The sequence below is a fragment of the Streptomyces sp. V2I9 genome, assembly GCF_030817475.1.
Lineage (GTDB): Bacteria > Actinomycetota > Actinomycetes > Streptomycetales > Streptomycetaceae > Streptomyces.
Window position 1 is genome coordinate 6508184 of record NZ_JAUSZJ010000002.1, and the last position, 24173, is coordinate 6532356.

General features: G+C 71.5%; 17 protein-coding genes, 1 pseudogene and 1 CRISPR repeat array. Of the genes and pseudogenes, 6 read left to right on the forward strand and 12 right to left on the reverse strand.

The genetic code is table 11. The annotated features are described in order from the left end of the window. Nucleotides 1-23 precede the first annotated feature (23 nt). Nucleotides 24-1223, forward strand: coding sequence for a cytochrome P450 (locus QFZ71_RS28225; RefSeq protein ID WP_307670976.1), 1200 nt, complete (start codon nucleotides 24-26; stop codon nucleotides 1221-1223). A gap of 60 nt (nucleotides 1224-1283) precedes the next feature. Here QFZ71_RS28225 and QFZ71_RS28230 read toward each other — a convergent pair whose 3' ends face one another. The 4 genes and pseudogenes from QFZ71_RS28230 to QFZ71_RS28245 all read right to left on the reverse strand — a co-directional run. After that, entirely contained in the window at nucleotides 1284-2312 is a 1029-nt protein-coding gene (locus QFZ71_RS28230; protein ID WP_307670977.1) for a hypothetical protein, read from the reverse strand. Beyond that, nucleotides 2309-3616, reverse strand: coding sequence for an MFS transporter (locus tag QFZ71_RS28235; RefSeq protein ID WP_307670978.1), 1308 nt, complete (start codon nucleotides 3614-3616; stop codon nucleotides 2309-2311). Before QFZ71_RS28235 ends, QFZ71_RS28230 begins: the two co-directional genes overlap by 4 nt. Nucleotides 3617-3766: 150 nt before the next feature. Continuing rightward, nucleotides 3767-5053, reverse strand: coding sequence for a discoidin domain-containing protein (locus tag QFZ71_RS28240; protein WP_307671613.1), 1287 nt, complete (start codon nucleotides 5051-5053; stop codon nucleotides 3767-3769). Further along, nucleotides 5048-5903: pseudogene (locus QFZ71_RS28245) on the reverse strand (chitosanase); the annotation flags it as partial. The pseudogene QFZ71_RS28245 and the gene QFZ71_RS28240, both read right to left, overlap by 6 nt. Nucleotides 5904-6412: 509 nt before the next feature. Here QFZ71_RS28245 and QFZ71_RS28250 point away from each other — a divergent pair. After that, the gene (locus tag QFZ71_RS28250) at nucleotides 6413-7609 is read left to right on the forward strand and encodes a DUF6215 domain-containing protein (RefSeq protein WP_307670979.1); all 1197 of its coding nucleotides are present in this window, start codon (nucleotides 6413-6415) and stop codon (nucleotides 7607-7609) included. Nucleotides 7610-7738: 129 nt separating this feature from the next. Continuing rightward, nucleotides 7739-12953: a CRISPR direct-repeat array (repeat unit 29 nt; unit sequence CGGCTCACCTCCGCTCGCGCGGAGAGCAC). A gap of 18 nt (nucleotides 12954-12971) precedes the next feature. Here the strand turns inward: QFZ71_RS28250 and cas2e are convergent. The 5 genes from cas2e to QFZ71_RS28275 all read right to left on the reverse strand — a co-directional run bounded on the left by cas2e (nucleotide 12972) and on the right by QFZ71_RS28275 (nucleotide 16865). Beyond that, nucleotides 12972-13289 (reverse strand): type I-E CRISPR-associated endoribonuclease Cas2e, encoded by a 318-nt coding sequence (gene cas2e, locus QFZ71_RS28255; RefSeq protein WP_307670980.1) that lies wholly within the window; start codon nucleotides 13287-13289, stop codon nucleotides 12972-12974. A gap of 394 nt (nucleotides 13290-13683) precedes the next feature. Further along, nucleotides 13684-14451 carry an SDR family NAD(P)-dependent oxidoreductase gene (locus QFZ71_RS28260; protein WP_307670981.1) on the reverse strand — a complete coding sequence of 256 codons (768 nt, stop codon included), beginning with the start codon at nucleotides 14449-14451 and terminating at the stop codon, nucleotides 13684-13686. 58 nt (nucleotides 14452-14509) lie between these two features. Continuing rightward, nucleotides 14510-15277 carry a glucose 1-dehydrogenase gene (locus tag QFZ71_RS28265; RefSeq protein ID WP_307670982.1) on the reverse strand — a complete coding sequence of 256 codons (768 nt, stop codon included), beginning with the start codon at nucleotides 15275-15277 and terminating at the stop codon, nucleotides 14510-14512. 317 nt (nucleotides 15278-15594) lie between these two features. Beyond that, nucleotides 15595-15942: a cyclophilin-like fold protein gene (locus tag QFZ71_RS28270; protein WP_307670983.1), complete on the reverse strand. Its 348-nt coding sequence runs from the start codon at nucleotides 15940-15942 to the stop codon at nucleotides 15595-15597. 239 nt (nucleotides 15943-16181) lie between these two features. Continuing rightward, the gene (locus QFZ71_RS28275; RefSeq protein WP_307670984.1) at nucleotides 16182-16865 is read right to left on the reverse strand and encodes an SDR family oxidoreductase; all 684 of its coding nucleotides are present in this window, start codon (nucleotides 16863-16865) and stop codon (nucleotides 16182-16184) included. A gap of 196 nt (nucleotides 16866-17061) precedes the next feature. On the opposite strand from QFZ71_RS28275, the gene QFZ71_RS28280 reads away from it, so the two are divergent. Further along, entirely contained in the window at nucleotides 17062-17955 is an 894-nt protein-coding gene (locus QFZ71_RS28280; RefSeq protein ID WP_307670985.1) for a helix-turn-helix transcriptional regulator, read from the forward strand. Nucleotides 17956-18166: 211 nt separating this feature from the next. On the opposite strand, the gene QFZ71_RS28285 is transcribed toward QFZ71_RS28280, so the two are convergent. Then, nucleotides 18167-18673 (reverse strand): metallophosphoesterase, encoded by a 507-nt coding sequence (locus QFZ71_RS28285; RefSeq protein ID WP_307670986.1) that lies wholly within the window; start codon nucleotides 18671-18673, stop codon nucleotides 18167-18169. Between the two features lie 1476 nt (nucleotides 18674-20149). Between QFZ71_RS28285 and QFZ71_RS28290 the strand changes: the two genes are divergently transcribed. Continuing rightward, the gene (locus QFZ71_RS28290; RefSeq protein ID WP_307670987.1) at nucleotides 20150-20875 is read left to right on the forward strand and encodes an HAD family phosphatase; all 726 of its coding nucleotides are present in this window, start codon (nucleotides 20150-20152) and stop codon (nucleotides 20873-20875) included. 12 nt (nucleotides 20876-20887) lie between these two features. Here QFZ71_RS28290 and dhaL read toward each other — a convergent pair whose 3' ends face one another. Further along, on the reverse strand, nucleotides 20888-21553 hold the full coding sequence (gene dhaL, locus QFZ71_RS28295; RefSeq protein WP_307670988.1) for a dihydroxyacetone kinase subunit DhaL: 666 nt from the start codon (nucleotides 21551-21553) through the stop codon (nucleotides 20888-20890). Between the two features lie 55 nt (nucleotides 21554-21608). Beyond that, entirely contained in the window at nucleotides 21609-22607 is a 999-nt protein-coding gene (locus tag QFZ71_RS28300) for a dihydroxyacetone kinase subunit DhaK (RefSeq protein ID WP_307670989.1), read from the reverse strand. A 510-nt stretch (nucleotides 22608-23117) separates the two neighbouring features. On the opposite strand from QFZ71_RS28300, the gene panD reads away from it, so the two are divergent. Both panD and QFZ71_RS28310 read left to right on the forward strand, forming a co-directional pair. Then, complete coding sequence (panD, locus tag QFZ71_RS28305) at nucleotides 23118-23543, forward strand: aspartate 1-decarboxylase (RefSeq protein WP_307670990.1); 426 nt, start codon at nucleotides 23118-23120, stop codon at nucleotides 23541-23543. A gap of 101 nt (nucleotides 23544-23644) precedes the next feature. Further along, the gene (locus tag QFZ71_RS28310) at nucleotides 23645-23989 is read left to right on the forward strand and encodes a GNAT family N-acetyltransferase (protein WP_307670991.1); all 345 of its coding nucleotides are present in this window, start codon (nucleotides 23645-23647) and stop codon (nucleotides 23987-23989) included. Nucleotides 23990-24173 lie beyond the last annotated feature (184 nt).

A 24173-nucleotide genomic window follows, 5' to 3' on the forward strand; every position in this document is an offset into this window, starting at 1 on the left:
ACGTCCCCGCACCGGGAGGCACTGTGACCACCGCCGACCCCACGGACCCCACGCACCCCGCCCCGGAGCCGATGCACCGTCTCCGCTTCGAGGAACCCGCACCGCCCCGGCCCGCCGAACTGCCCGGCGGCGCCCCCGCCTGGCTGGTGAGCCGGTACGCCGACGTCCGCCAGGTGCTCTCCGACCCGCGGTTCGGCCGGGCGCGGCTGTACGCGGCGGACGCGCCGGCCCTCTCCGGCGTACCGGACCTCGTGAACGACCCCGACCTGATGTTCAACCAGGACGGCCCCGACCATCTGCGACTGCGCCGCACCCTGCGGCGCGCGTTCACCCCGAGGGCCGTCGCCCGCTGGCGGCCGTGGATCGCCGCGATCGTGGAGGACCTGCTCGACCGGCTGGAGGCACGGGAGCAACCCGTCGACGTGGTGGGGGAGTTCGCCCTCCCGCTGCCGGTGGCGGTGATCAGCCGGCTGATGGGCCTGGACGAGTCCGCCTGGAGCCGGATGCGGCACTGGAGCGAGCACGCCTTCTCCGACGGCACCCACGACGGCGAGCACGTGGCCGCCGCCCTCGCGGAGTTCAGCGCCTTCGGCGCGGACCTCCTGGCCGAGCGGCGCCGGACGCCCGGCGACGACCTGGTCAGCGGCATCGTCGCAGCGGCCGACGAGGAAGGGGCCCTACCCGAGGCGCAGTTGGTCAGCCTGGTGTGCGGGCTGGTCGTCGGCGGCCACGACAGCACGATGACCATGCTCGGCAACGCGCTGCTCTATCTCCTGGGCGAACGCCGTGAGACCTGGCCCCGCATCGGCGCCGACGAGGAGGCCGCCGGACGCGTCGTGGACCGGCTCGTCCACCTCGTCCCGCTGGGCGACGACCGGGGGAGCACCCGGCACGCCGCCACCGACGTCGAGGTCGGCGGGGTGACGATCCCGGCCGGAGCGATCGTGATCGCCGACTGCGGCATGGCCAACCGCGACCCGGACGTCTTCCCGCCCGCGACCCTCCACGACCTCTTCGCGCCCCTGGAGGCCCCCACGCTCTCGTTCGGCGCGGGCCCCCACTACTGCCTGGGCGTCTGGCTGGCCCGCACCGAACTCCGGCTCGCCCTGCACCGGCTGGCCGCCCGCTTCCCGGAACTGCGCCTGGCCGCCCCCGCGGACGCCGTCGTCTGGCGGACGGGCACCACCTCCCGCAGCCCGCGGCGGCTCGGGGTCACCTGGTAGGGAGCTGGTCGGTGTGCGCCCGGCGCTCGGCGGCACCGGGCACCCTGCCCCGCCGGCCCGTCAGCCGCCCGCCACGACCATGGAAGGCGACGAAGCGTCGCTCAGGAGCAGTCGCGGCCCGGCGGCCGAAGGGCCGGCGGGGACGGTCCAGATGTCCGAGGCGCCCTTCGCCCGGCCCGGAAGGGCGTACGCGAGGGTGGAGGCGTCCAGCCACGCCGCCTGGTCGTCGACGCTGCGCGTCTCGGCGACGGGGGTCTCACGCATCGTCCTCAGGTCCAGGACATGCAGCCGCCACGGGTCGCGGGCCCCCTCGCGGACCCTCTTCTTGAAGGCGATCCGGGTGCCGTCGGGCGACAGGGACGGGCACTCGGCGTTCCGGCGCAGCGTGCGGGCCTTCCACGTCTTCATGTCGCCCTCGACCAGGTACGTCTTCCCCTTGGTGGCCACCGTGGCGTAGAAGCGGTTGTCGTCGTCCGCGAAGGTGATGCCCCAGTAGTTCACGTCCGGCGCGTGGTAGCGCCGCCCTTCGAGGTACAGCTGGAGCGTCTCCACGTTCTTGACCAGGTATCCGGTCCGGGTGTCGAGGATGCCGGTCCTCGTCGAGAAGGACGACGAGGCGTACGAGTCGCCGCTGACGAACAGCGTCCAGGCGACCATCCGCCCCGACGGGGAGACCCGCGCCCGGTTGGGTATGCCGCCGACCACGACGGTCTTGCGGGTGTTCAGCTTGCGGTCGAGGACGCGCACCTTCGTCTTCTGCGCGAGGCCGGGGTGGCTCGAGATACAGACGGCCGACGCTCCGCTCGCGTAGAAGCGGTCGCACGACAGCCCGGTGTTCCTGCTCCGCGCCCCGGCGGCCGTTCCCGTGCCGGAAGGGCTGTACGGCGCCGCGAGCACGTCGCCCTTCCGCGCCGCGTGGTACAGGCCGGGCGCCTCGTCGAGGGTGACGCCCGCGGCGGCGGAATCCGGCTTCCGGCCGTCGTCGTCGGCCGCCGCGACCGTGTAGCCGACGGCGACGGCCGCCAGCACGGCGGTGGCCGCCGTGAGAGCGGTGATCCGCGCGCGAAGGGAGAGGGGAGGCAGGCTCATGAGGGCTCCGGGGCGGTGACGGGGGCGTGGCCGGCGGGAGGGGGCGCGGCCGGCAGGAGGAAGCAGGCGAGGACGAGGACGGCGCCGAGGGCGACGGTGGCCAGGACGAGGGCGTGGTCCATGCCCCATACCGTCCAGACGGCTCCGAACCCGACGGACGCGAACAGGCGGCCGACGCTCTGGCCTGTCTGGAGCAGGGCCATCCCGCCCGCACGCCGGTCCGCCGGTACGACCGGTCCGCCGAGCGCCATGAGGACCCCGTCGGTCGCGGCGTAGAACGCGCCGTGCAGGACGAGGACCAGGATCGTGAGCGGCCAGCCGGCCACCGGGGAGAACAGGGCGACGTACACCCCGAGCAGTGCGCCATGGCCCAGCAGGTAGGGGACGCGGCGGCCGATCCGGTCGGCGGCCCGCCCGAACGGCACGGCGAGCAGCAGGTAGATGGCCGCGCTGCCGAGCGGGAGCAGCGGAAAGTACTCCACGTCGAGGGCGAGCCGTTTCTGCAGGACGAGGTAGAGGAACCCGTCTCCCACGCCGACGAGGCCGAGCGCCGTGGCCGCGAGAAGGATCCTGCGGAAGGCGGGGACACGGAAGAGGCGCAGGGTTTCCCGCAGGGTGGCCGCCGCGGCTCCCGGCGGGCGTGCCGGCGTGGCTTCGCGGCCGGGGACGAACGCGAAGAGGATGAACACCCCCAGCAGACCGAAGCAGAAGCTGACGACGAACACGGCGTCGTAGGCGTCGACGGTCGCCCACAGGACGGCGAAGGCGACGAGCGGGCCGAGCATGGCGCCCGTGGTGTCCATGGCCCGGTGCACTCCGAAGGCCCGGCCGAGGTCCCGCTCGTCGCAGCTCAGCGAGATCAGTGCGTCGCGCGGTGCCGTCCGTACGCCTTTGCCGACCCGGTCGGCCGCGAGCGTGGCGGAGAGGGCGGGGGTGGAGCTGCCCGCGAGGAGGAGTCCGAGTTTGCAGACGGTGGACAGCGCGTATCCGGTGCCGGCGACGAGCTTGTGCCGCTGCCAGCGGTCGGCCGCGTGCCCGCCGGCGAGTCTGACGAAGGCGGTGACGCCGTTGTAGAGGCCGTCGAGAAAGCCGAATTGCAGGGGGCTGAGTCCCAGGCCCAGGACGAGATAGAGAGGCAGGACGGCGGTGACCATCTCGGACGAGATGTCGGTGACGAGACTGACCGCGCCGAGCGCGACGACGGTGCCGGTGAGGCGCCTTCGCCCGGCGGGTCGTGCGGCTGGGGGTGTCCGGTCGGGGGCGGGGCCGTCCGGTGGACGGGCTCTGCCGGCGGCAAGGTACATACAGACGCTCCTGGGGCGCGGTGCCCGGAGCAACGGCCGCACGACCGTTGCTCCGGGTGGGTTCGCCGCCCGGTCATGGCCGGCCACCGGGGCACGGCGGCCGGACCACGACGGACGGTGCGGGGTTCGGTGACAGGTCCGGTGCGGAGGTCAGTGGCAGCTGTACGTCGGGCCGGTGTCCAGGACCGTCCCGTCGGTTCCGACGAACTTCGAGGTGAAGGTCGTGTCGGTGAAGTCGAGCTGCATCACACCGAACTTGTCCCAGATGCGCTTCTGGCTGTTCTTCTGCACGGTGTCGCCCTGGCCGTACAGGTCCTTGCCGCCCATGCCGCCGAGGATCTCGACGATGCCCTTGGGGTCCGCCGTGCCGTCCGGGAGCTGGGGGGCGAAGCGCTCGTAGTGGTGGTCGTGGCCGCTCAGCACCAGCTCGGTGCCGGCCGCCTGGAGCATGGACCAGACCGGTTTGCCCACGGGGTCGTTGCCGTGGCTTCCGGAGCTGAACAGCGGGTGGTGGAAGTACGCGGCGACGCACTTCTTGGTGTTCTTGGCGAGGTCGGCCTTCAGCCAGTCGAGCTGTTCGCGCTCGTCGAACCGGTTGGAGTTGAGGGCGACGAAGTGCCAGTTGCCGTAGTCGTAGCTGTACCACATCTTGCCCTGGGGGGTGGCGCGGTCACCGAAGTACTGCCGGTAGGCGACCTCGTCCTGGTTGTCCCAGTCGTCGTACGCCTCGTGGTTGCCGGGCACGGGGTGGGTCTTGTCCTTGAACTGGCCCCAGGACTTGTCGTAGTAGTTGCGGAAGTCCTCGATGTGGGCGTCGTCGTACTGGTTGTCGCCCATGGTGATGTAGAAGGCCGGGTCGATCGCCATGGCGCGTGCGGCGGTCTTGAAGTGCTGGCATCCCGGATCGCTCTTGTTGCACTGGTCGGCGATGTCACCGGCGCCGACCACGGTGAACGCGCCGTTGGGCGGCGGGTCGGTGGGAGTGGTCCCCCCGACGCTGCCGTACACGTCGGCCTCCCACAAGGAGTAGCCGTACGTGGTGCCGCGTGCGGTGCCGTACACGCGCAGATAGCGGCCCTTGCCGGTCAGGCCGGTCCAGGTGTCGGTCCCGCCGTTGCCCGCCGTCTCCGTGGCCAGTCGGGTCCAGTCGGTGCCGTTGGCCGAGATCTCCAGCCGGTACTGCTTCGCGTACGCGGCCTCCCAGTTGAGCACGACGCGGGAGACGGACGCTCCTTCGCCGAGGTCGATGCGGAGCCACTGCGGGTCCGAGCCTTCGTCACTGGCCCAGCGGGTGGTGGCGACGCCGTCGACGGCCTTGCCGGGGGTGAGGGTGGAGGTCTCGGAGGACGAGGCGGTGGCGGGCCTGCCGCGCGAGATCAGCGTCTCGGCGCCGGGCGGCTCCGTCGATCCCGGACCGGGCCGGGGGTCGGTGTCGATCCGGAATGCGTCGCCGTAGACGGACCAGGCCAGCGGCGTGGCGAGGTCCAGGTTGCCCGTTCCTCAGGAACACGCGCTGGGCGGTGTCGACACGGCTGGTGTCCTCGTGTGCCGCCTCCTTCTTCATCTCCACGACCCGCGCGTCGAGGAAGGCGTCGAGGTACGCGGTCTCATCGCCTCCCTCGGCCGGCGTACGGGCGTCGTTCCTGGCCTCGGCGCGGATGCTGTCGAAGCCCGACCGGCCGTGCATCACGATGGCGTCGTAGTAGACGAACTGCCCGAGCACCCGCAGCCCGTCGCTCTTCGCCCGTGACACGGAGGGGTCGAAGTAGACGCGGTCGCGCTCGTGTTCCTGGGCCGCCCGGAACTCGGGGGTGGCCGCGGCCTTCTCCCAGGCGGCCGTGAAGCCGGGGTCCAGACCCTCGTGGGAATCGCTCCCGTCGACCGCACGGAGTGCGGGGAGGTACTTGGCCAGCGGGTTGCCCGGCACCTGGGCCGTGTAGTACTCGACGAGTTCGAGCATGTCGTGCGTACCGGAGCAGAAGCCGACGATGCCGGCCGTGTAGCCGCGCCCGTCGCCGATGTCCTCGATGTAGTCGAACTGCTCGCGCCACTGGAGCGAGGAGTTCTCGGCCGTCGAGACGATCTGCATGGCGATTTCCTTCTTCACCGGATCGTCGAGGCCGGAAACCCCGGCCGCCTGTCCGGTGTTGAGGGCGACCGCGGCGGGGATCGCGGTCAGCGCCACGGCCAGGGCGATCCGCACGCCGGTGCGCCGCCGGCGGTGCGCGGGCCGGGGTGGTCGTTCCGAACGGGAGACGCGCCGGAAAATGCGGTGGGGCATACGCATGCGCATGCGGTTCTCCGATCTCTTGGGACGTGCCGCACGCCGGACGCACCGGTGCGCCGTGGGGGGCGTACGGACACAGCTCGGCCGGGGAGGCGAGCTCTATTAGGAAAGTTTCCTTTCCATTGAGTCGCGTCCATTGGAGCGCGCCGCCGCCCACCTTGCAAGGGTCATGACAATGAATATCCGGAGAGGTGGGGTGCGCGCCGGCGATGTTCGTACGCACGCTCGAATGGAGGTCGGTTGTGCGTATCTGTGCGGTCGGAGGTGCGCCGCCGCGACGGGAGCCGAGCGGCTTCTGTGGGTACGGGTGGCGGCCCGCTGACGCGCTGCGCGGGTGATGAGCAGGCGCGTCCGCTCAGCCGGCGGCCGCCACCTCGGGGCTCCCGCTCGGACGGTTCGCCCGGAGACGCGTGTGGGTCCAAAGCCCTCGGGCCATCACGGTTGAGTACCGGGCCGGAACTGTGGCCTCCGTCACAGCCAACGCGATCTTGTCCTGGTGAGATCGCCGGATGCTCGGTTTCCTCTTCGGTCTCCTGCCCTTCTGGGTCCGGGAGCCTCTGTTCATCGTGGTCGGGTCTGTTTTCGGCCTACGCATCATGTACCTGGCCCTCCACGACGGCTCATGGCCGGCAGCCGCGATCGGCGCGGTGTTCCTGCTGTTCACCGCGGTGCGCGTCCACACGGTGGTCCGGGCCCTCCGCGCCCGCCGCTCTCCTGGCCCGGCGGACGCGGAGGGCGGGCCAGGTCTGGCGGACGGGTCGGGCGCGGCGGACGGGCGGGGTTTCGCGGGCCCGGCGGATTCAACGACCGGGGCGGGTTCCGCGGGCAGGGCGAGTTCCGACGCCGGGGCGGGTTCCGCAGTTGGAGCGGGGCCCGACGCTCCCCAGGCGCAGCACCAGCCGCAGCCTTCGGCCGACCAGGGTCCGGCAGGGCAGGGGCTGACGGGGCAGGAGCCGGCGGGGCAGAGTGCCGCCTCGGTGGCTCCGGAGAAGGAACCCCACGCGGGGGCCCAGGTCTTCGCCGCCGTGGCGCTGTTCGCGGTGCTCGGGGCAGCGCTGTGGCTGGGCCCGCGTCTGGTGCCCTCCGACGTCGACAGCACGCCGGAGGCCGCCTCGTGCCCGCGGGCGGGGGGTGAGGAGCTGCCACCCGCCTACAGGAAGACGGCCCACGCCGTCACCGGCGCCGAACTGTGCAAGGTGCTCAACAGGCCGGGCCTGGCCAAGCTCCTCGGTACGCCGGCGGAAACCGCGACCGTGGCGTCCGGCTCCGACAACACCGCGCCCCTGACCGACGGGAGGGTCGCGCGGCCGGAGGCTCAGGTCCAGTTCGACACCTACACCGTGAACGTCTCGGTCACGTACAACGAGTTGTCGATGGCCCAGTACGTGAAGCTGATGAAGTTCGGGGAGGAGACGGACGTCAGGACGCTCTTGGTCCTCGGCCGGCCCGCAGTCCTCTCCTCGGACCACACCATGGCGATCGAGATCGACCTCGGCAGCGACGGAACCGGCGGACCCGTCGGGCAAGGCCCCCTGGCCAGAACGCTGTCCGTAGCCCTGGACGAGAAGGACCGGGGCGGCTACTGCGAACTCACCGTGTGGAGCGACTCCGGAACGCTTCCCGACGACAGCGCGCTCCTCGACATCGCCGGGACGGTTCTCCCGACGATCCCCACGACCTCCACGAGCTCCGAACGGACCGGGTGAACCTGCTGACAGGGTCCCTGCGGAGATCTTCCCCCTGGCCGACGAACGCGTCCATCACGGATGACCATCGAAAGGAACGCGAGCACCACCTCCGTGCGCGCTGCGAAGAGCGGCGCGGCACCTGAACTTCAGGCCATATCTGCTTGCGCGGAGAGCACTCCGGCTCCTTCGCCTTCGCCGAGTCCTCCTCCGGCTCACCTCCGCTGGCGCGGAGAGCACCGCATGTCCGGAGTCGGGTGCTGGTACACGGCCGGCTCACCTCCGCTCGCGCGGAGAGCACGTCCCGGAAATCCCCGAGAACATCGGGGACTGCGGCTCACCTCCGCTCGCGCGGAGAGCACGCGCCCGCCGTGAGCATCCGTTCGAGGTTCGCCGGCTCACCTCCGCTCGCGCGGAGAGCACCGGGCGGGCAGGGCCGTGGTGTTGATGGGCATCGGCTCACCTCCGCTCGCGCGGAGAGCACACACCCCAGGCCCCGCCCCTCACGGACGGGGCCGGCTCACCTCCGCTCGCGCGGAGAGCACGAAGCCCGCAAGGTTCAGGCCGGGCCCGAAGACGGCTCACCTCCGCTCGCGCGGAGAGCACCGACGGCCGGGCGCGCGTGCGCGCCCTACCAGCGGCTCACCTCCGCTCGCGCGGAGAGCACAACAACACCCACACGCAGCACGAGACGGTCGTCGGCTCACCTCCGCTCGCGCGGAGAGCACCCCGGTCCTGCGGTACGTGTACCGCTTCCACGCGGCTCACCTCCGCTCGCGCGGAGAGCACTGTGGTGGCGACGTTGCGCTGCGACTCGGCGACGGCTCACCTCCGCTCGCGCGGAGAGCACTCCGGCAGCACGAACCTGCCGTCCGGGCCGCGCGGCTCACCTCCGCTCGCGCGGAGAGCACATCCGGCCCAGTCCGGCGGCGGTGTGCCCGCGCGGCTCACCTCCGCTCGCGCGGAGAGCACGAGGCTCCTTCTCCGGTGCCGTGGGCGGGTGCCGGCTCACCTCCGCTCGCGCGGAGAGCACACCTGCCAGCCGTCGCCCTCGGGACCCTCGGGCGGCTCACCTCCGCTCGCGCGGAGAGCACATCACCGCCTCCGAACTCGGCGCCCTGGTCGGCGGCTCACCTCCGCTCGCGCGGAGAGCACGGCATCCGCCAGTACGAACCCAGCGAGCCGGACGGCTCACCTCGGCTCGCGCGGAGAGCACGCCTGCTGGTGGTAGCCGTACTCGTGCACGGCCGGCTCACCTCCGCTCGCGCGGAGAGCACCACCCGGGCATCGACGGTGTCCGCGTGCCGGATCGGCTCACCTCCGCTCGCGCGGAGAGCACCGCGTGCTTCTCGGCCCGGTCCAGGCGAGGGGCGGCTCACCTCCGCTCGCGCGGAGAGCACGCGGCGGTGGTCTGAGGCATGGTGACTTACTCCGGCTCACCTCCGCTCGCGCGGAGAGCACTGCCGGAGCCCCTTCATCGACCCGGACACCTTCGGCTCACCTCCGCTCGCGCGGAGAGCACGCGGCCTACCCCAAGTTCACCGAGGACCAGGTCGGCTCACCTCCGCTCGCGCGGAGAGCACGCCGGTCGGTGAAAGGTCAGTCATCGGTTGGTCGGCTCACCTCCGCTCGCGCGGAGAGCACTTCAGGGCGGCGTCGGCGTCCGCGGCCTCCTGCGGCTCACCTCCGCTCGCGCGGAGAGCACCGCAGCGTCTCGCCGCGGTGCCGGATCCGGTGCGGCTCACCTCCGCTCGCGCGGAGAGCACCTGGGCGGCGGCGCGGCGCTCGTCTGGACCGGCGGCTCACCTCCGCTCGCGCGGAGAGCACCTGGGCGGCGGCGCGGCGCTCGTCTGGACCGGCGGCTCACCTCCGCTCGCGCGGAGAGCACTCACGGAGCCAGGCCGTGAGGTCGGGTGTGGCCGGCTCACCCCCGCTCGCGCGGAGAGCACGGAGTTGTCGGTGTCGCCCTGGCCATCCGCGACGGCTCACCTCCGCTCGCGCGGAGAGCACAGACACCGCGGCGACTAGCGCAGTCAGCGGAGCGGCTCACCTCCGCTCGCGCGGAGAGCACTCCGGCCTTTCTGGCTGGGTGCGACCGGCAGGTGGCTCACCTCCGCTCGCGCGGAGAGCACGGGGTCCACCGGTCCCAACGGCGCTGCCACAGCGGCTCACCTCCGCTCGCGCGGAGAGCACTGCCAGGGGGTGGTCCGGAAGTCGTCCCGCGGCGGCTCACCTCCGCTCGCGCGGAGAGCACACGGAGACCGTCGGCTTCCTCGGGGTCGACGGCGGCTCACCTCCGCTCGCGCGGAGAGCACATGGGCGACATGGACGACCAGCAGGGCACCCACGGCTCACCTCCGCTCGCGCGGAGAGCACACGCCGATCTTGCCGTGGGTACGCTCCGCGTACGGCTCACCTCCGCTCGCGCGGAGAGCACCCGGCGCGACCGCGCTCGACTCCGGACAAAGCCGGCTCACCTCCGCTCGCGCGGAGAGCACTGGTACGACGAGGCCGTCCCGGAGTCGGCCAACGGCTCACGTCCGCTCGCGCGGAGAGCACACCTCATCCGCGAAGATGATCCGCCGACCCTTCGGCTCACCTCCGCTCGCGCGGAGAGCACGGCTCCCTGACTCTAGGCCCTGCCGATATCAACGGCTCACCTCCGCTCGCGCGGAGAGCACGACGGCCGGACGCGCGTGCGCGTCCATACCAGCGGCTCACCTCCGCTCGCGCGGAGAGCACCGTCGCCACCTGCGGTTTTGTGGCGGCGACACCGGCTCACCTCCGCTCGCGCGGAGAGCACAACCTCGCTACCCAGCTTTTGCCGATGCGGGACGGCTCACCTCCGCTCGCGCGGAGAGCACGATGTCGCAGAAGATCAAGGCGGCGAACGCGACGGCTCACCTCCGCTCGCGCGGAGAGCACGGGCTCGGAGACCCGACCGAAGCGCACATCGTCGGCTCACCTCCGCTCGCGCGGAGAGCACTCCTGCGCGCCCAGCCGGACGGCGAGGGCCCGCGGCTCACCTCCGCTCGCGCGGAGAGCACCGGAGTGCGATCGACGGTGGGCCTACGACCGGCGGCTCACCTCCGCTCGCGCGGAGAGCACTCCGGGTCGTGCACCCGCGCGCCGGGGATGGCCGGCTCACCTCCGCTCGCGCGGAGAGCACACGGCGACCGCGCGAGACAGGCTGGTGCGGTCCGGCTCACCTCCGCTCGCGCGGAGAGCACAATGTCTCTGAAATTATTCCCAAGGATGGCTTCGGCTCACCTCCGCTCGCGCGGAGAGCACTCGTTGACCGCCCGCATGAAGGACAGCCCGTACGGCTCACCTCCGCTCGCGCGGAGAGCACACCGGCGGTACCGGCGACGTCGTGGAGTGGGACGGCTCACCTCCGCTCGCGCGGAGAGCACCTGGGGACTGGCGCGGCAAGGCCCGCCAGGACCGGCTCACCTCCGCTCGCGCGGAGAGCACTTGCTGGTCGCCGTGTAGCTCTTGCCGACTTCCGGCTCACCTCCGCTCGCGCGGAGAGCACGGGATCGTCGGCCCGGACGATCTGCGCGGTGGCGGCTCACCTCCGCTCGCGCGGAGAGCACTATGCCCTGGTCGGCGAAACGTCGCATGGCGTCGGCTCACCTCCGCTCGCGCGGAGAGCACGGAGCGCCACGCTTGATCTCGTCAAGGTCGAACGGCTCACCTCCGCTCGCGCGGAGAGCACGCGGCGGCGCGGGAGGCGAGGATGTCGCGGCCCGGCTCACCTCCGCTCGCGCGGAGAGCACCGCAGTCCTTGCACGCCTGCCACGCGGGGAGGCGGCTCACCTCCGCTCGCGCGGAGAGCACGCATCCCCGGTGTAGCTGCCGCCGGCCTTGGACGGCTCACCTCCGCTCGCGCGGAGAGCACTTGATGGACACCCAGCCGCCGGTCTCGGAGAACGGCTCACCTCCGCTCGCGCGGAGAGCACCGCGCGTCCAGTCGGGGCCGGCGGTCTGCGTGCGGCTCACCTCCGCTCGCGCGGAGAGCACGACGCGGACTTCAGCCGGGACTGCGCCTCAACCGGCTCACCTCCGCTCGCGCGGAGAGCACCGGTCGAGCGGGTCGCGGTAGGAGGCCCCGGCCGGCTCACCTCCGCTCGCGCGGAGAGCACGGCTGCTACATCACCGGGCAGATGGTGACCGACGGCTCACCTCCGCTCGCGCGGAGAGCACATCAGCACCGCCAGACCCGCCAGGCCGAGAGCCGGCTCACCTCCGCTCGCGCGGAGAGCACCTCCACCTCCCCGTCCTCGTCGTAGGAGGTCACGGCTCACCTCCGCTCGCGCGGAGAGCACAAGACGAAGGAGGTCGGGGCGTCGCAGATCTCCGGCTCACCTCCGCTCGCGCGGAGAGCACCCCTTGTTCGCGCGGGCGAGGTCGGCGATGAACGGCTCACCTCCGCTCGCGCGGAGAGCACCAGTGGCGCGTCGAGCTGCGGGAGGGTTTCACCGGCTCACCTCCGCTCGCGCGGAGAGCACGACATGCAGAAGGCGTTCACCGCCGCGCGTGACGGCTCACCTCCGCTCGCGCGGAGAGCACATGCGGTCCAGGCCAGCAGCAGCAAGGTCCGCCGGCTCACCTCCGCTCGCGCGGAGAGCACCCCTGAAACCCGTCCTCGTCGGTGTCCGCCGGCGGCTCACCTCCGCTCGCGCGGAGAGCACAACTCGACGGTGCCGTCGAGGTAGGTGCGGGCCGGCTCACCTCCGCTCGCGCGGAGAGCACTTGACGCGGCGCTTCGCGGACTCGGCCTTGAACGGCTCACCTCCGCTCGCGCGGAGAGCACTTCTGCCGGGGCGGTGTCTTCTTCGGTGTGGGCGGCTCACCTCCGCTCGCGCGGAGAGCACGAGTTGGCGAGCTCATCGAACGCCTGCAGCGCCGGCTCACCTCCGCTCGCGCGGAGAGCACAGGTCCTGGAGGGCGGTTGCGGCGGCCTGGGCCGGCTCACCTCCGCTCGCGCGGAGAGCACCTGCGCGAGGGCGGCCACCGCCGCGGCCGCGTCGGCTCACCTCCGCTCGCGCGGAGAGCACAGTACCGGGTGGAGCTTGCGGTAGAGCGGCAGCGGCTCACCTCCGCTCGCGCGGAGAGCACTGGACGAGACGGATCTGTCCGGCCGTGAGCTGCGGCTCACCTCCGCTCGCGCGGAGAGCACGTGGTCGGGGGCCACAGCACCCACCCGCGCGTCGGCTCACCTCCGCTCGCGCGGAGAGCACTGCTCCTGGACCGCCGCCGCGTACCGGGCCGACGGCTCACCTCCGCTCGCGCGGAGAGCACCGTGACAGACCTGGTTCCGGTCCCCGCTTGAATGGCTCACCTCCGCTCGCGCGGAGAGCACCCTTCGTGACCTGGGCCGTTAGAGGGGGTTTGCCATTTCTTGACTTTCTCGGTGGAAGGCGATGGATGTGAGGCCGTCGAAGTCGATCGGTTCGCGGTGGCGGGTGCCTGCTGTGCGGAGTTGGAAGCCTTGTTCGTTGTCGGTGGGGTGGGTGAGGACTGCGAGGCCGTTCTGGGTGCAGGCGGTCACCGCTGCCCAGAGTTCGTCGCGGACCTTGGCGGAGACGCCGCCGACGATTCTCCGGCGTGACTTGGACACGAACAGTGCCGCATCCGTTGTGCCGTCGCCTGTCGGGGCCGTCACCAGCATCAGCCCCGGACCGTGCTTCTCGACCACTGTTGGAAAGTGCTTCACGATGCCCCGTTGCCGACTGTTGGGAGGAAACCAGAACATCGTACCGACGCCCTGGGCGGAGAAGCGGGCCTTGCTCAGACTCGTTCTCGGCCATCTCAGGTCAGGTCGGCGGCCCCAGGGGCCGTTCCGGCTCGTGATAGCCCTTCTCGATGTGTCGGCGGCTCTTCGCGGTGCGTACGAGAGTGGGTGCGGGGCGGTCTCGGGCGGGTAGGAAAGCCGGAGCTGCACAGGCTTGGCCTCATCGGCGCGCCGCACGGCCAGCAGCCGGAGTGCCACACGGCAGCCACACGGCAGGCACTCGGCGTGCCGGAAGCTTGGGGCCTGGCCGCGGCCTTCCGGGTCTCACATCCGGCGATCGTCCGATGGGCGCTGGTGGCTAGCGAGCGGTGTAGCCGCCGTCGACGGGCAGGGCGACGCCGGTGACGTAGCCGGCGCCGTCGCTGCACAGCCACAGGACGGCCTGCGCGATCTCGTCGGCGGTGCCCAGCCGGTCGATGGCCTGGCCCGCTTCGGCCCGGGAGCGGTCGAGTTCTCCGCCCTCGACCATGGCATCGACCATCGGGGTGCTGATCGTGCCGGGGCAGACGGCGTTGATGCGGACACCGCGCGAGCCGTATTCGAGGGCCGCGCTCTTCGTCAGGCCGATGACGCCGTGTTTGGTGGCGTGGTAGGCGGCGCGGCCGGGGTTGCCGACGAGGCCGCCGAGCGAGGAGCAGTTGACGATCGCGCCGCTGCCCTGCTCCCGCATGAGGCGCAGTTCGTGCTTCATGCTCGCCCAGACGCCCCGCAGGTTGATGCCCTGGACGCGGTCGAACTGGTCGGCGCTCTCGTCGGCCGCGTCGGTGGGCGGGGGCATGATTCCGGCGTTGTTGTAGGCCATGTCGAGTCGGCCGAACGCCTCGACCGTGCGGTCGACGGCGGCGGCGACCTGGTCCTCGTCCGCGACGTCGCAGACCAGCGCGAGGACGTGACGGCCTTCGGCGGCGAGCTGTTCGGCAGCCGTGTTGACGGCGTCCTCGTTGATGTCGGCGAGAGCGACAGCGGCCCCCGAGGCGGCGAAGGCGCGGGCGGTGGCCAGACCCATGCCGGAGGACGCGCCGGTGACGAAGGCGACCTGGCCGGTGAAGTCGTAGGCGGGGTTCATGGTGATGACTCCTCACATGGAGTGTCGGTGGGCGGCTTCCGTACGGGCTTCCCGGAGGTCAGACTGTCTGGCCGCCGTCGACCACGAGGGCGGTGCCGGTGGTGAAGGCCGCGTCGTCGGAGCACAGCCACAGCACGGCGGAGGCAATCTCCTCGGGCTTGCCGAGGCGGCCGACGGGTTCGTCGGCGATGAGCCCTTCGCGCCCGCCGGGCCGGGTGTCGCCGAAGCGGCGGATCATCTCGGTGTCGATGATGCCGGGGCACAGGGCGTTGATCCGGATGCCCGCGGCGGCGTGGTCGAGGGCCGCGGAGCGGGTGAAACCGATGACGCCGTGTTTGGCCGCGGCGTAGGCGGCCTGGCCCTTGAACCCCTTGACCCCGGCGCCGGAGGAGACGTTGACGATCGCCCCGCCGCCGTCCTGCCGGAGCATCTGGCGGATCTGCGCCCTGGTGCACAGGAACGCACCGGTGAGGCTGACGCCGAGGATGCGGTCCCAGTCGTCCTTGGCCGTGTCGGCCGCGGACTGGACGGGCTGCTCGATGCCGGCGTTGTTGAACGCGGCGTCCAGGCCCCCGAAACGCTCGACCGTCCGCTCGACAGCGGTCCGGACGTCGTCCTCGCTGGTGACGTCACAGGTCAGGGTGAGGGCCTTGCCTCCGGCAGCCTCGATGAGGCGGGCGGTCTCCCGCAGGCCATCGGCGGACCGGTCGGCGAGGGCTACCTGCGCGCCCGCGCGGGCGAAGGCCAGGGCGGTGGCGCGGCCGATGCCGGAGGCCGCGCCGGTCACGAACGCGCTCTTGCCGTGGAAGTCGTAGGTGACGGTCATGCGAGTCTCTCCTTCGTCGGCCGAGCCGTGGCTCGTCCGGGCGGATGTGAGCGGAGGTCAGTGGATCTCAGCCGATCACAGCGGACCTCAGGGGTGTGCCGGTATGAAGGCGTCCTCCCGTACGGGTCGCCATAGCGCGCTGGGCGACGATCCGCGAGGGATCGGCGGTGCCGCAGGGGGACGAGCGCGCTCAGCGGCAGCGGGACGACCGCGGCGCAGACCGCGCCGGTCCTCCCGTACGAGGGGCCGCCCCTCCCGTACGAGGAGGCCCGGACGACGAGCCGACCTTTCCGTACGAGGAGGGGTGGTGGACGAGGTCAGGGGGCGGCCTCGATGGTGATCCGGTCGGCCTCGGCCAGCCGGCCGGCGTCGGCGTCGATGTGGCCGAGTATCAGCAGATCTTCGGAGGCGGCTGGACCGTCCTCGTAGAAGACGGCGAGGTTGCCCCACGGAGCGAAGTAGGCGATGTCCCCGGCCTTCGCCGCCTGCGGTTCGGGGGCGTTCTCGGTGGTCAGCCTCCTTGGCGGGTCGGCTGTCCGCTCGGTGCCGTGGAAGTCCTCCAGATCCAGAGTGAGCGGCAGCAGGGAGGCGAGGTCACGGGCGGCGGGGCTGTCGTTCAGAGCCGCGTCGACGGGTTGCCCATCGACGGTGACGCGGATGTCCATCGGAGTGCTCCTCTCCGAGTCGGACGGGTTCACCGACGCCGAAGTCCGGGGTTGCCAAGTCCGGGGCTGCGAAGTCCGGGGCTGCCCGGACGCCGGAGCGGACGACGAGATGGAGCCGGACGAGACGAAGGCGGCGGACGGGGACTGCCCGGCGGATGAATCGGCGGAGCAGGCGGTCGCGGCCGGCAGCAGTACTCCGACGGTGGCAGCGGCGGTCAGAGCCCGGGACAAGGTGAAGATCATGAGGTGCCGTCCTGCGGATCGGGCATGGGCTCGGCGTAGTGCCGGAAGCCCTCCCGGTCGGTGTGCAGTCCGAACAACAGCTCGGCGAGCGCACCGGGTGTGGAGTGCTCGGCGTCGGCACTGATCGCCCCGGGCACGATCAGTTGCGCGACGTGGATGCTCTCCGGCGCGAGCGCGGTGTGGAGCATCCGGGCGTACGCGCTCTCCCCGGCGAACGCGATCGAGGTGCCGGCCACGCTGTCCTTCGGGCGTACCGCGCTGCCGCCGTTGACGAACAGCAGCGTGCCCCGGCCCAACGTGCGCATGCCGGGCAGGACCGCGTTCACACAGGCGACCGGGGCCTTAACGGAGAACGCCAGCGGGTCGTCCAGGTCGGCTGCGGTGGTCTCCAGGACCGGTTTCATGAAGTCGGCCCGCGGTACGGGGCTGTACTGCAGGACCTCGACGGGCCCCAGGTCCTCTGCCGCCGCGCGCAGGGCGCCGGTCAGCGCTCCGAGGTCGAGAACGTCGGCGGGGTAGCCGCGGGCCGTGACTCCGTCGCCGTCCAGCGCGGCCACCAGATCATCGAGGTGCCCCCGGTCGCGGGACAGGAGCGCGACGGTGTGGCCCGCCGCGCCGAAGCGGCGGGCAGTGGCCAGACCGAGACCGGGGCCTGCGCCGACCAGTGCGAACGTAGTCATCGTGAGTCCTTGGACGAGGGGAGGAGCGGGTGCCGCCGGGAGCGTGGACCATTCCGCCTTGGCCGCCGACGGGGGCCGGAAGGAGAAGTACCACGCCGTCCAGGTAACCCCCTGTTCAGGCCCGCGGCGAGTCACTGGCGAGGGGTGTACCGGCAGTACACCCCTCGGGCCGCCCGCGGCACGTACCGTCGAGGGCATGGACAACCGTGAGGAGGTCCGCGAGTTCCTCACCTCGCGGCGCGCGAAGATCACCCCCGACCAGGCCGGACTGCCCTCCGGATCCCGCCGTCGCGTGCCCGGCCTGCGACGCAGCGAGGTCGCGGCCCTCGCGGACATGAGCGTGGAGTACTACGCCAAGCTGGAGCGCGGCAACCTCGCCGGAGTCTCCCCGGCCGTCCTCGAAGCCCTCGCCCGTGCTCTGCGGCTCGATGACGCCGAACGCGCCCATCTGGTGAACCTGGCCCACGCCGCCGCCGGCTCCGACGCGCTCACCCGGCCCCGGCACCGGGGTACCAAGGGCGAGTGGAAGCCGCACCGCAGCCTGCAATGGACGCTGGACGCCATCACCGCAGGGCCCGCGTTCGTCCGCAACGGCCGCATGGACATCCTCGCCGCCAACCAGCTCTTCCGCGCCTTCTGCACCGACGTCTACGCCACACCCCGCAACCAGCGGAATCTTGCCCGCTTCACCTTCCTCGACCCCGCCGCCCCCCGCTTCTACCCGGACTGGGACTCCTTCGCCGACGTCACCGTCGCCATCGTGCGCGCCGAAGCCGGCCGCAACCCCCACGACAAGGAGTTGCACGATCTCGTCGGGGAGCTGTGCACCCGCAGCGACGCGTTCCGTACCCGGTGGGGCGCACACGACGTCCGCCACCACGGCACCGGCACCAAGCACTTCCACCACCACGCCGTCGGCGACCTCTTCCTCGCGTACGAGGGCCTGGACATGGCCGCCGCACCCGGCCTCACCCTCACCATCTACATCGCCGAACCCGGCTCACCCTCCGAAGATGGACTGCGTCTCCTCGCCGCCCGGGCCGCCACCGGGGAAGCCACCCGGGACGCGGAACGATCAGCGGCCGGCTGAACGCCGGACGCACCACAACGGGGAGATCGTCCTCGCCAGGTGTGATCGGTGTGGCCGCCGTGGCACGTGGTTCCCCACCGGCCGTGCGTGTTCCCCCAGCGCCCTGCGCGCTGCGGGCCTCGGTGTCGCGTTCCCCGGGAGCTGCGCCTCGCACGCGTGCAGACTCCGAGGAGGGGCCCGGCCGGTCGGATGACGCCGGTCGGCGTGCACCTCACCGGGAGCGGGGCGGCAGACGGAGCAGACGGAGGTCGCTCAGCTGGGCGTCCACCACCTCGGCAGTCATATAGGTGCAGTAGGGCTGTCGCCGTCTGTCGGTGGGCGAGCCCGGATTCAGCAGACGCAGCCCGCCGGGTGCGGTGGTGTCCCACGGAATGTGGCTGTGGCCGAACACCAGGACGTCGAGGTCGGCGAAGCGTTCCCGACACCGCTCCTCGCGGCCCCGAGCCGGTCCGGTCTCATGTACGACGCCGAAGCGGAGACCACCGCACTCCACCCGTGCCACTTCGCCGAGCCGGGCCCTCAACTCCGGCCCGTCGTTGTTCCCGTGAACGGCGACCAGGCGTCGAGCACGGGACTCGAACACGTCGAGCGTGGCCGTGTCCGTCCAGTCACCCGCGTGGAAGACGACGTCGGCCTCGTCCATCGCCGCGAGGAGGGGCGGGGGAAGCACCCTGGCCCGCTTGGGTACATGCGTGTCCGAAGTCAGCAAGAGGCGCACAGTCCGCTCCCGTTTCCGTCGGTTCTCGAAATTACGGTATGCCCTGGCGACCGGCACGCCGTGTGTGACCGTACGAGCCGGGACCGCGCGGTCGAAGACCGGATCATGGGTGGCGACCACTACGTCCCCGTGCCGCCATCCCCCGGCCGGCCCTCGATGGTCGGACGACACGGCAGCCCTCCCGAAGGCCGGTGCCCCGGGCCCGTTCGAGGACGAGGCCCCCAGGACCCGCAGGACTTCGGTCAAGGCCAGGAGGTACGCGCCTGGGGGGAACTGCGCCTGCCCGTCCAGGTGGACGGCGCCGCCGGCCGGGAAGGGCAGCCCCGTCCCGGTGACGTACGAGATCTGGAGGTCCGCGTCGGCGGCGGCCCTCGCTTCGGCCTCGACGGCCGCGCGGGAGGCCGGCCCGGCCGCGTAGGGGGTGAAGCGCTCACCCGCTCCAGGTCGCAGTCCATGCCAACGTCGCCGCCGATCGTCACCAGGCGCTCCACCGCGTCCGGCGACGACCTCGCTGCGAGTGCGGATCAGGCTGCCGAATTCGGGCTGCCGGTGAACAGGGGACACGACGTCGATCGTCATCCGGCTACCTGGTCTCTCAACCCGTCATGTTCTCGGAGTGGAAAACAGAGGCGGCCCGGCCGGGCCTCAGCGGGTCTCTGTTGCTGGTTCCGGACGAGCCGCGCTGGACGCATGGACAGGGAAATTCCGGAATCCCTGTCATGTGCAGGGACGATACCCTTCTTAAGGTACTATCCCGTGATCCTTCGAGCGTCCCCCCCGTCAGGGTGAATGAATTCCCGTCAGGGCGGCGAAGTCTTTCCTTTCTGCTGGTGACCGACTGTCCGGGAACAGGTGACGCCGGACCTCCCTGTCCGCACCGAATGGGGCTGTCGAGATCTTCCGGACCGTCAACCTTTGCTTCTGCTTACCCCTGGGCCCCGACTCGCCCGCGCGTGGTGCCCGCTCATTCCGCGTTCGATGGGAGAATTTCGTGCGCCCGCGTGCGCCGGTGAGGATCAGCCGGCTCATTCCCCGTATTGTGATGTGTTTTCGACCATGCATGCCTGCGAGTGAATTTGCCCGAGTTTTCGGAGTGCGGTTAGCCGTACGGGTCGACCGGCATACGGGGAATCCAGGCCGGAGGCCCCCTGCGTGTTGTGGTCAACTCACCTTCTTTCGACTGGAATTGACGCGAATTTCGGCGTGCCTTGTGCGGCCTATTCGAGTGGGCCCGTACACCTCGAATGCCGCGCGGTCGAGCACGCAAAGCAGTGATTGCATGGTGCAACAAAAACTCCATAGCGTGGCCGCGCTGATGTTTCACGATGCGGACGGAAATACGCCGACGCACCCCCGGACATCGATGGGGCCGACGGACGTAGCACGCCATCCGAGCCGCCTCGGGGAAACGCACCACCTCGAATACGCGGTCCCGCCACGAGCCCGACCGCCTCCCTCCTTCAGGAGCGGCACACCATGACTGACACACCCGACGCCCTGACCGGCTGGTATCCGGAAGCCGTCGTCTTCGACTGCGACGGCACCCTGATGGACACCGAGAGCCACTGGCAGGACGCACGCAACCAGGTCTTCCGGGACTTCGGAATCCACCCCGCGCCGGGCTTCGCCGAGCGGGCCAAGGGCGTCCACTACATCGCATGCGGCCGGATGATGGCCCAGGAGGCGGACAAGCCCAAACTGGCCGGGGAAATGACCGGCTCGCTGCTGCGCCACTTCATGGCGCAGGTGGCCGAGGACCCGGTCACCATGCCCGGAGCCGCCGACTTCGTCCGCCGCCTCTCCGGCCGCCTGCCGCTCGCTGTGGCGAGCAACTGCCCATTGGAGGTGGTGGAGTCGAGCCTTGAGCGGGCCGGCCTGCTCGGACACTTCGAGCACGTCGTGGTCCCGAGCGAAGAGGACTCCGGAGGCGGGGCGAGCGAGCCCGTACGCCCGAAGCCCTGGCCGGACGTCTATGCGACCGCCGCCCGGCTCTGCGGTGCCGCACCGCAGCGTGCCCTGGCCGTCGAGGACTCGATGACGGGAATCGAGTCAGCGCTGCGGGCCGGGCTGCGCGTCATCGGGGTGGGCCCGCGCCCGCGGTCCGAGGACGCGACTCGGGCCGACCTGTGGGTGCCGGTCCTGAACGCGCCGGACCTGACGGCCTGGGTGGAGTCCTGGCCGCCTCGGGGGGAAGGGGAGTAGGTCGGGAGCCCCTCAGCCCAGCCGCGTGCTGAGATCGTCCACCACTGTCCGGGCGGAGGCGAAGAACAGCCCGATGCCCACCGCGCCCGGATCGGGAACGCCTTCGGCGCGTTCGCCGACGTAGCTGGAGCGTCCCATCCGGGCGCGCAGGCGTGCGGTCTCGGACACGCCGGCCCAGGCGGCGTCGGCGGCCCGGCCCAGGGCTTCCGCGGGCGGGGTGTCCGCCGGGGCGGTCCGGAGGGCCTCCGCCGCCGGGCCCAGCGCGTCGACGAGGGTCTTGTCGCCGGGCGCCGCGTCACCCACCCGGCGGATGGCCGCCAGTCCGTCCGTCGCTCCGGCCGCGAGAGCCGTCGTGCTGGCGGCCCCGGCGTCGGCCACCGCGACGGCCAACGACTGGAACAGCAGGCCGAACAACGGCCCACTGGTCCCGCCGACCTCGTCCAGGAAGGCGGCTGCCGCAGCCTGCAGAGGCGCGGCGGGGCCCGTGCGGGAAGCGGGGGTCGCGTCGAGATGTCGAAGGGTGGAGTGTGCTCCGGTGCTGAGATTGAGACCGAAGTCGCCGTCACCCACCTCCTGGTCCAAAGAGGTGAGGCGGTCCTTCACGTTGTCGACGGACTGTGCGAAGCGGCGTATCCAGCCGTCGGTGGAGAACGTGTCGTGAAACGCGCTGGTCGTCATGGGTGCTCCCGTGTTCGAGGAAACTCTTTCGGCAGCGGCCGTCGGTGCCGTCTCCTCACCAGTGCAGGGCCGCGGTTCGCACGGGCGCGTCGTACAGGCGCAGGATCTCTGGGTCGGCGGTGAGCAGGGTGAGGGAGAAACCGCGCATGTCCAGGGCGGTGACGTACTCGCCGACGAGGGAGCGAGCGGGTTCGATACCGCGTGCGTCGAGCAGGCCGCACAGCTCGGCGTGGACCGCGTACAACTCCAGGGGGGTGACGGCCCCGAGCCCGTTGACCAGAACGATGACGGAGGAACCGCGGGCCGGGGAGAGCGCGTCGAGAAGCTCCCGGACCATGCGCTCCACGAGAGGGCGGAGAGGCCCGCGAGGAATGGTCCGGCGGGCGCGCTCGCCGTGGATGCCGACGCCGTACTCCAGTTCCTCCGGATCGAGGGCGAAGGCCGGCCTGCCCGTGCTGGGCGCGGTGTGGGCCGCTGAGGCGACGGCCAGGGTGCGACAGCGTGCGGCGAGGCGGGTGCCGAACTCCTGCAGCTCCCGGAGGCCCGTGCCGGTGTCGGCCGCCGCTCCGAGGATCTTCTCGATCAGGACGGTTCCGCCGGTACCACGGCGACCCGCGGCGATGTCCTCGGAGTCGGTGGCGAGGTCGTCGTCGATCAGGACGCGGGCACAGGGGACATCGCGGTGGGCGAGCCGTTCGGCGGCGATACCGAAGTTGATCCGGTCCCCCGTGTAGTTCTTCACGATGTGCAGCACCCCCTCGGACCGGGCGGCCGCGAGAGACCCTTCGTACACCTGCCGGTTGTGCGGCGAGGCGAAGACGAGTCCCGGACAGGCGGCGTCCAGCATGCCCCGTCCGACGTATCCGGCGTGCAGGGGTTCGTGGCCCGATCCGCCACCCGAGAGGAGGCCGACCCTCCGCGTGGGTGCCGGGTCGCGGGCCAGGAGGAAGCCGTGATCCGGGTCGAGCGTGAGCAGATCCGCGTGGGCGCGGGCGAAGCCCCGCAGAGCGTCCGGCACCAGGGTGTCGTCACCGTTCTCGAAATACGATGCCATCCAGGTCCTCCGTCATCGAGGGCCGCGAGCGGCTGGGCCGGGCCCCTCCCGCCGAGGTGACTTACATGCTGCGCCCCCGGCCGCCGCAGAGCAATTCATAGGACTGTCGGTCATTCATTCGTACGGGCTTAGTCGAATGGGTGATCGCGCGACTTGTGCCCTTTGCCTGCAATGGGGTGGGGCCGGGGCGGCGGTGGTCGCCGACTCCCGCAGGTCGCGTGCGCCGGCGTCCCCCTCGCTGTCGAGCGATTCGCGGAGGACCGTCGAGAACTCCTGGCTGCCGTGGCCGACGGCGGGCGACCGCGACGGACTCCTTGCCGCGCGGGAGGAAGTGGTTGCGGACGCGCCGCGGAGCCGGGTGGTCGGGACGCGTCGCCGTGCCCCGGTCACCCGGCCGGGCAGGGGATCGATCTTCCTCGGGAACCTCACGTTCGAGAAGCGCCGGTGTAGAGTGAGCAACGCCCCTGACCTGCACAAAGCTGGCGGGGAGCCGTCTTCGAGGAGTCCACGATGCTGCGCACTCTGTTCAAATCCAAGATCCACCGGGCCACCGTCACCCAGGCCGACCTGCACTACGTCGGGTCCGTGACGGTCGACGCCGCTCTGATGGAGGCCGCCGACCTGCTGCCCGGCGAGCTGGTCCATATCGTTGACATCGACAACGGCGCCCGCCTGGAGACGTATGTCATCGAGGGCGAGCGCGGCTCCGGTGTCATCGGGATCAACGGCGCCGCCGCACACCTCGTCCACCCCGGTGACCTGGTCATCCTGATCAGCTACGCCCAGGTCGACGATGCGGAGGCCCGTGCTTTCGTGCCGCGCGTCGTCCACGTGGACGCGGACAACCGGATCGTGGCGCTCGGGACGGACGCCTCGGCGCCCGTTCCGGGGACCCGTACGGAGCGGAGCCCGCAGGCCGTCGTCGCGGGCGGCTGAGTCCGCCGTCCGTGTGCGGGGGCGACCACGGACGCCCGTGTCGGGACAAGCCCACGGGTGCGCCTTGGATGCGCCCGGATGACGGGGAGAGAGCAGGAGCCATGGCGGACGTGGAGATCAGGGACGACCGGGAGAGCGGCAGCCTCGTGGCGTACGAGGGCGGTGAGCCGGTCGGTTCCATCGCGTACTTCGCCGTGGAACCGGCCCCCGGTGCCCTGGTGGCCGTGCACACCGTCGTCCGGCCCGAGCACGAGGGCAAGGGCATCGCGGGGGCGCTCGTGCGCGAGTTCTACGCCATGGCCGGCCGGGAAGGGGTACCCGTCGTACCGCTGTGCCCGTACGCAGCGAAGTGGGCCCAGCGCCACCCCGACGAGGCGCCGGAGGCCCCGGCCGAGCTCGTCCAGGAGGCGGAGCGCCGGCTCGGGGACCACCCCGAACTGCACTGAGCGGGGAGCCGGCCGCAGCCCCGGCCGGCTCCGGGGACGTGTCCGGGAATCCGCCCGCTCCGGGCGGTCCCGGTCACGTCCGTCCGTAGGACTGCGGCGGCGCGCGCGTGTGGACTCGGCAGGCGCGGGCAGCCGCACCGGGAGACGGTGGAGGAAAGCTCCATCTGTTCGTTTCGTCCCGTTG

Bases quoted from the DNA above. Each gene is read 5' to 3' on its own strand.
- QFZ71_RS28230 (WP_307670977.1), bottom strand. From the start codon at position 2,312: ATGAGCCTGCCTCCCCTCTCCCTTCGCGCGCGGATCACCGCTCTCACG.
- QFZ71_RS28235 (WP_307670978.1), bottom strand. From the start codon at position 3,616: ATGTACCTTGCCGCCGGCAGAGCCCGTCCACCGGACGGCCCCGCCCCC.
- QFZ71_RS28250 (WP_307670979.1), top strand. From the start codon at position 6,413: ATGCTCGGTTTCCTCTTCGGTCTCCTGCCCTTCTGGGTCCGGGAGCCT.
- QFZ71_RS28260 (WP_307670981.1), bottom strand. From the start codon at position 14,451: ATGAACCCCGCCTACGACTTCACCGGCCAGGTCGCCTTCGTCACCGGC.
- QFZ71_RS28265 (WP_307670982.1), bottom strand. From the start codon at position 15,277: ATGACCGTCACCTACGACTTCCACGGCAAGAGCGCGTTCGTGACCGGC.
- QFZ71_RS28270 (WP_307670983.1), bottom strand. From the start codon at position 15,942: ATGGACATCCGCGTCACCGTCGATGGGCAACCCGTCGACGCGGCTCTG.
- QFZ71_RS28275 (WP_307670984.1), bottom strand. From the start codon at position 16,865: ATGACTACGTTCGCACTGGTCGGCGCAGGCCCCGGTCTCGGTCTGGCC.
- QFZ71_RS28280 (WP_307670985.1), top strand. From the start codon at position 17,062: ATGGACAACCGTGAGGAGGTCCGCGAGTTCCTCACCTCGCGGCGCGCG.
- QFZ71_RS28290 (WP_307670987.1), top strand. From the start codon at position 20,150: ATGACTGACACACCCGACGCCCTGACCGGCTGGTATCCGGAAGCCGTC.
- dhaL (WP_307670988.1), bottom strand. From the start codon at position 21,553: ATGACGACCAGCGCGTTTCACGACACGTTCTCCACCGACGGCTGGATA.
- QFZ71_RS28300 (WP_307670989.1), bottom strand. From the start codon at position 22,607: ATGGCATCGTATTTCGAGAACGGTGACGACACCCTGGTGCCGGACGCT.
- panD (WP_307670990.1), top strand. From the start codon at position 23,118: ATGCTGCGCACTCTGTTCAAATCCAAGATCCACCGGGCCACCGTCACC.
- QFZ71_RS28310 (WP_307670991.1), top strand. From the start codon at position 23,645: ATGGCGGACGTGGAGATCAGGGACGACCGGGAGAGCGGCAGCCTCGTG.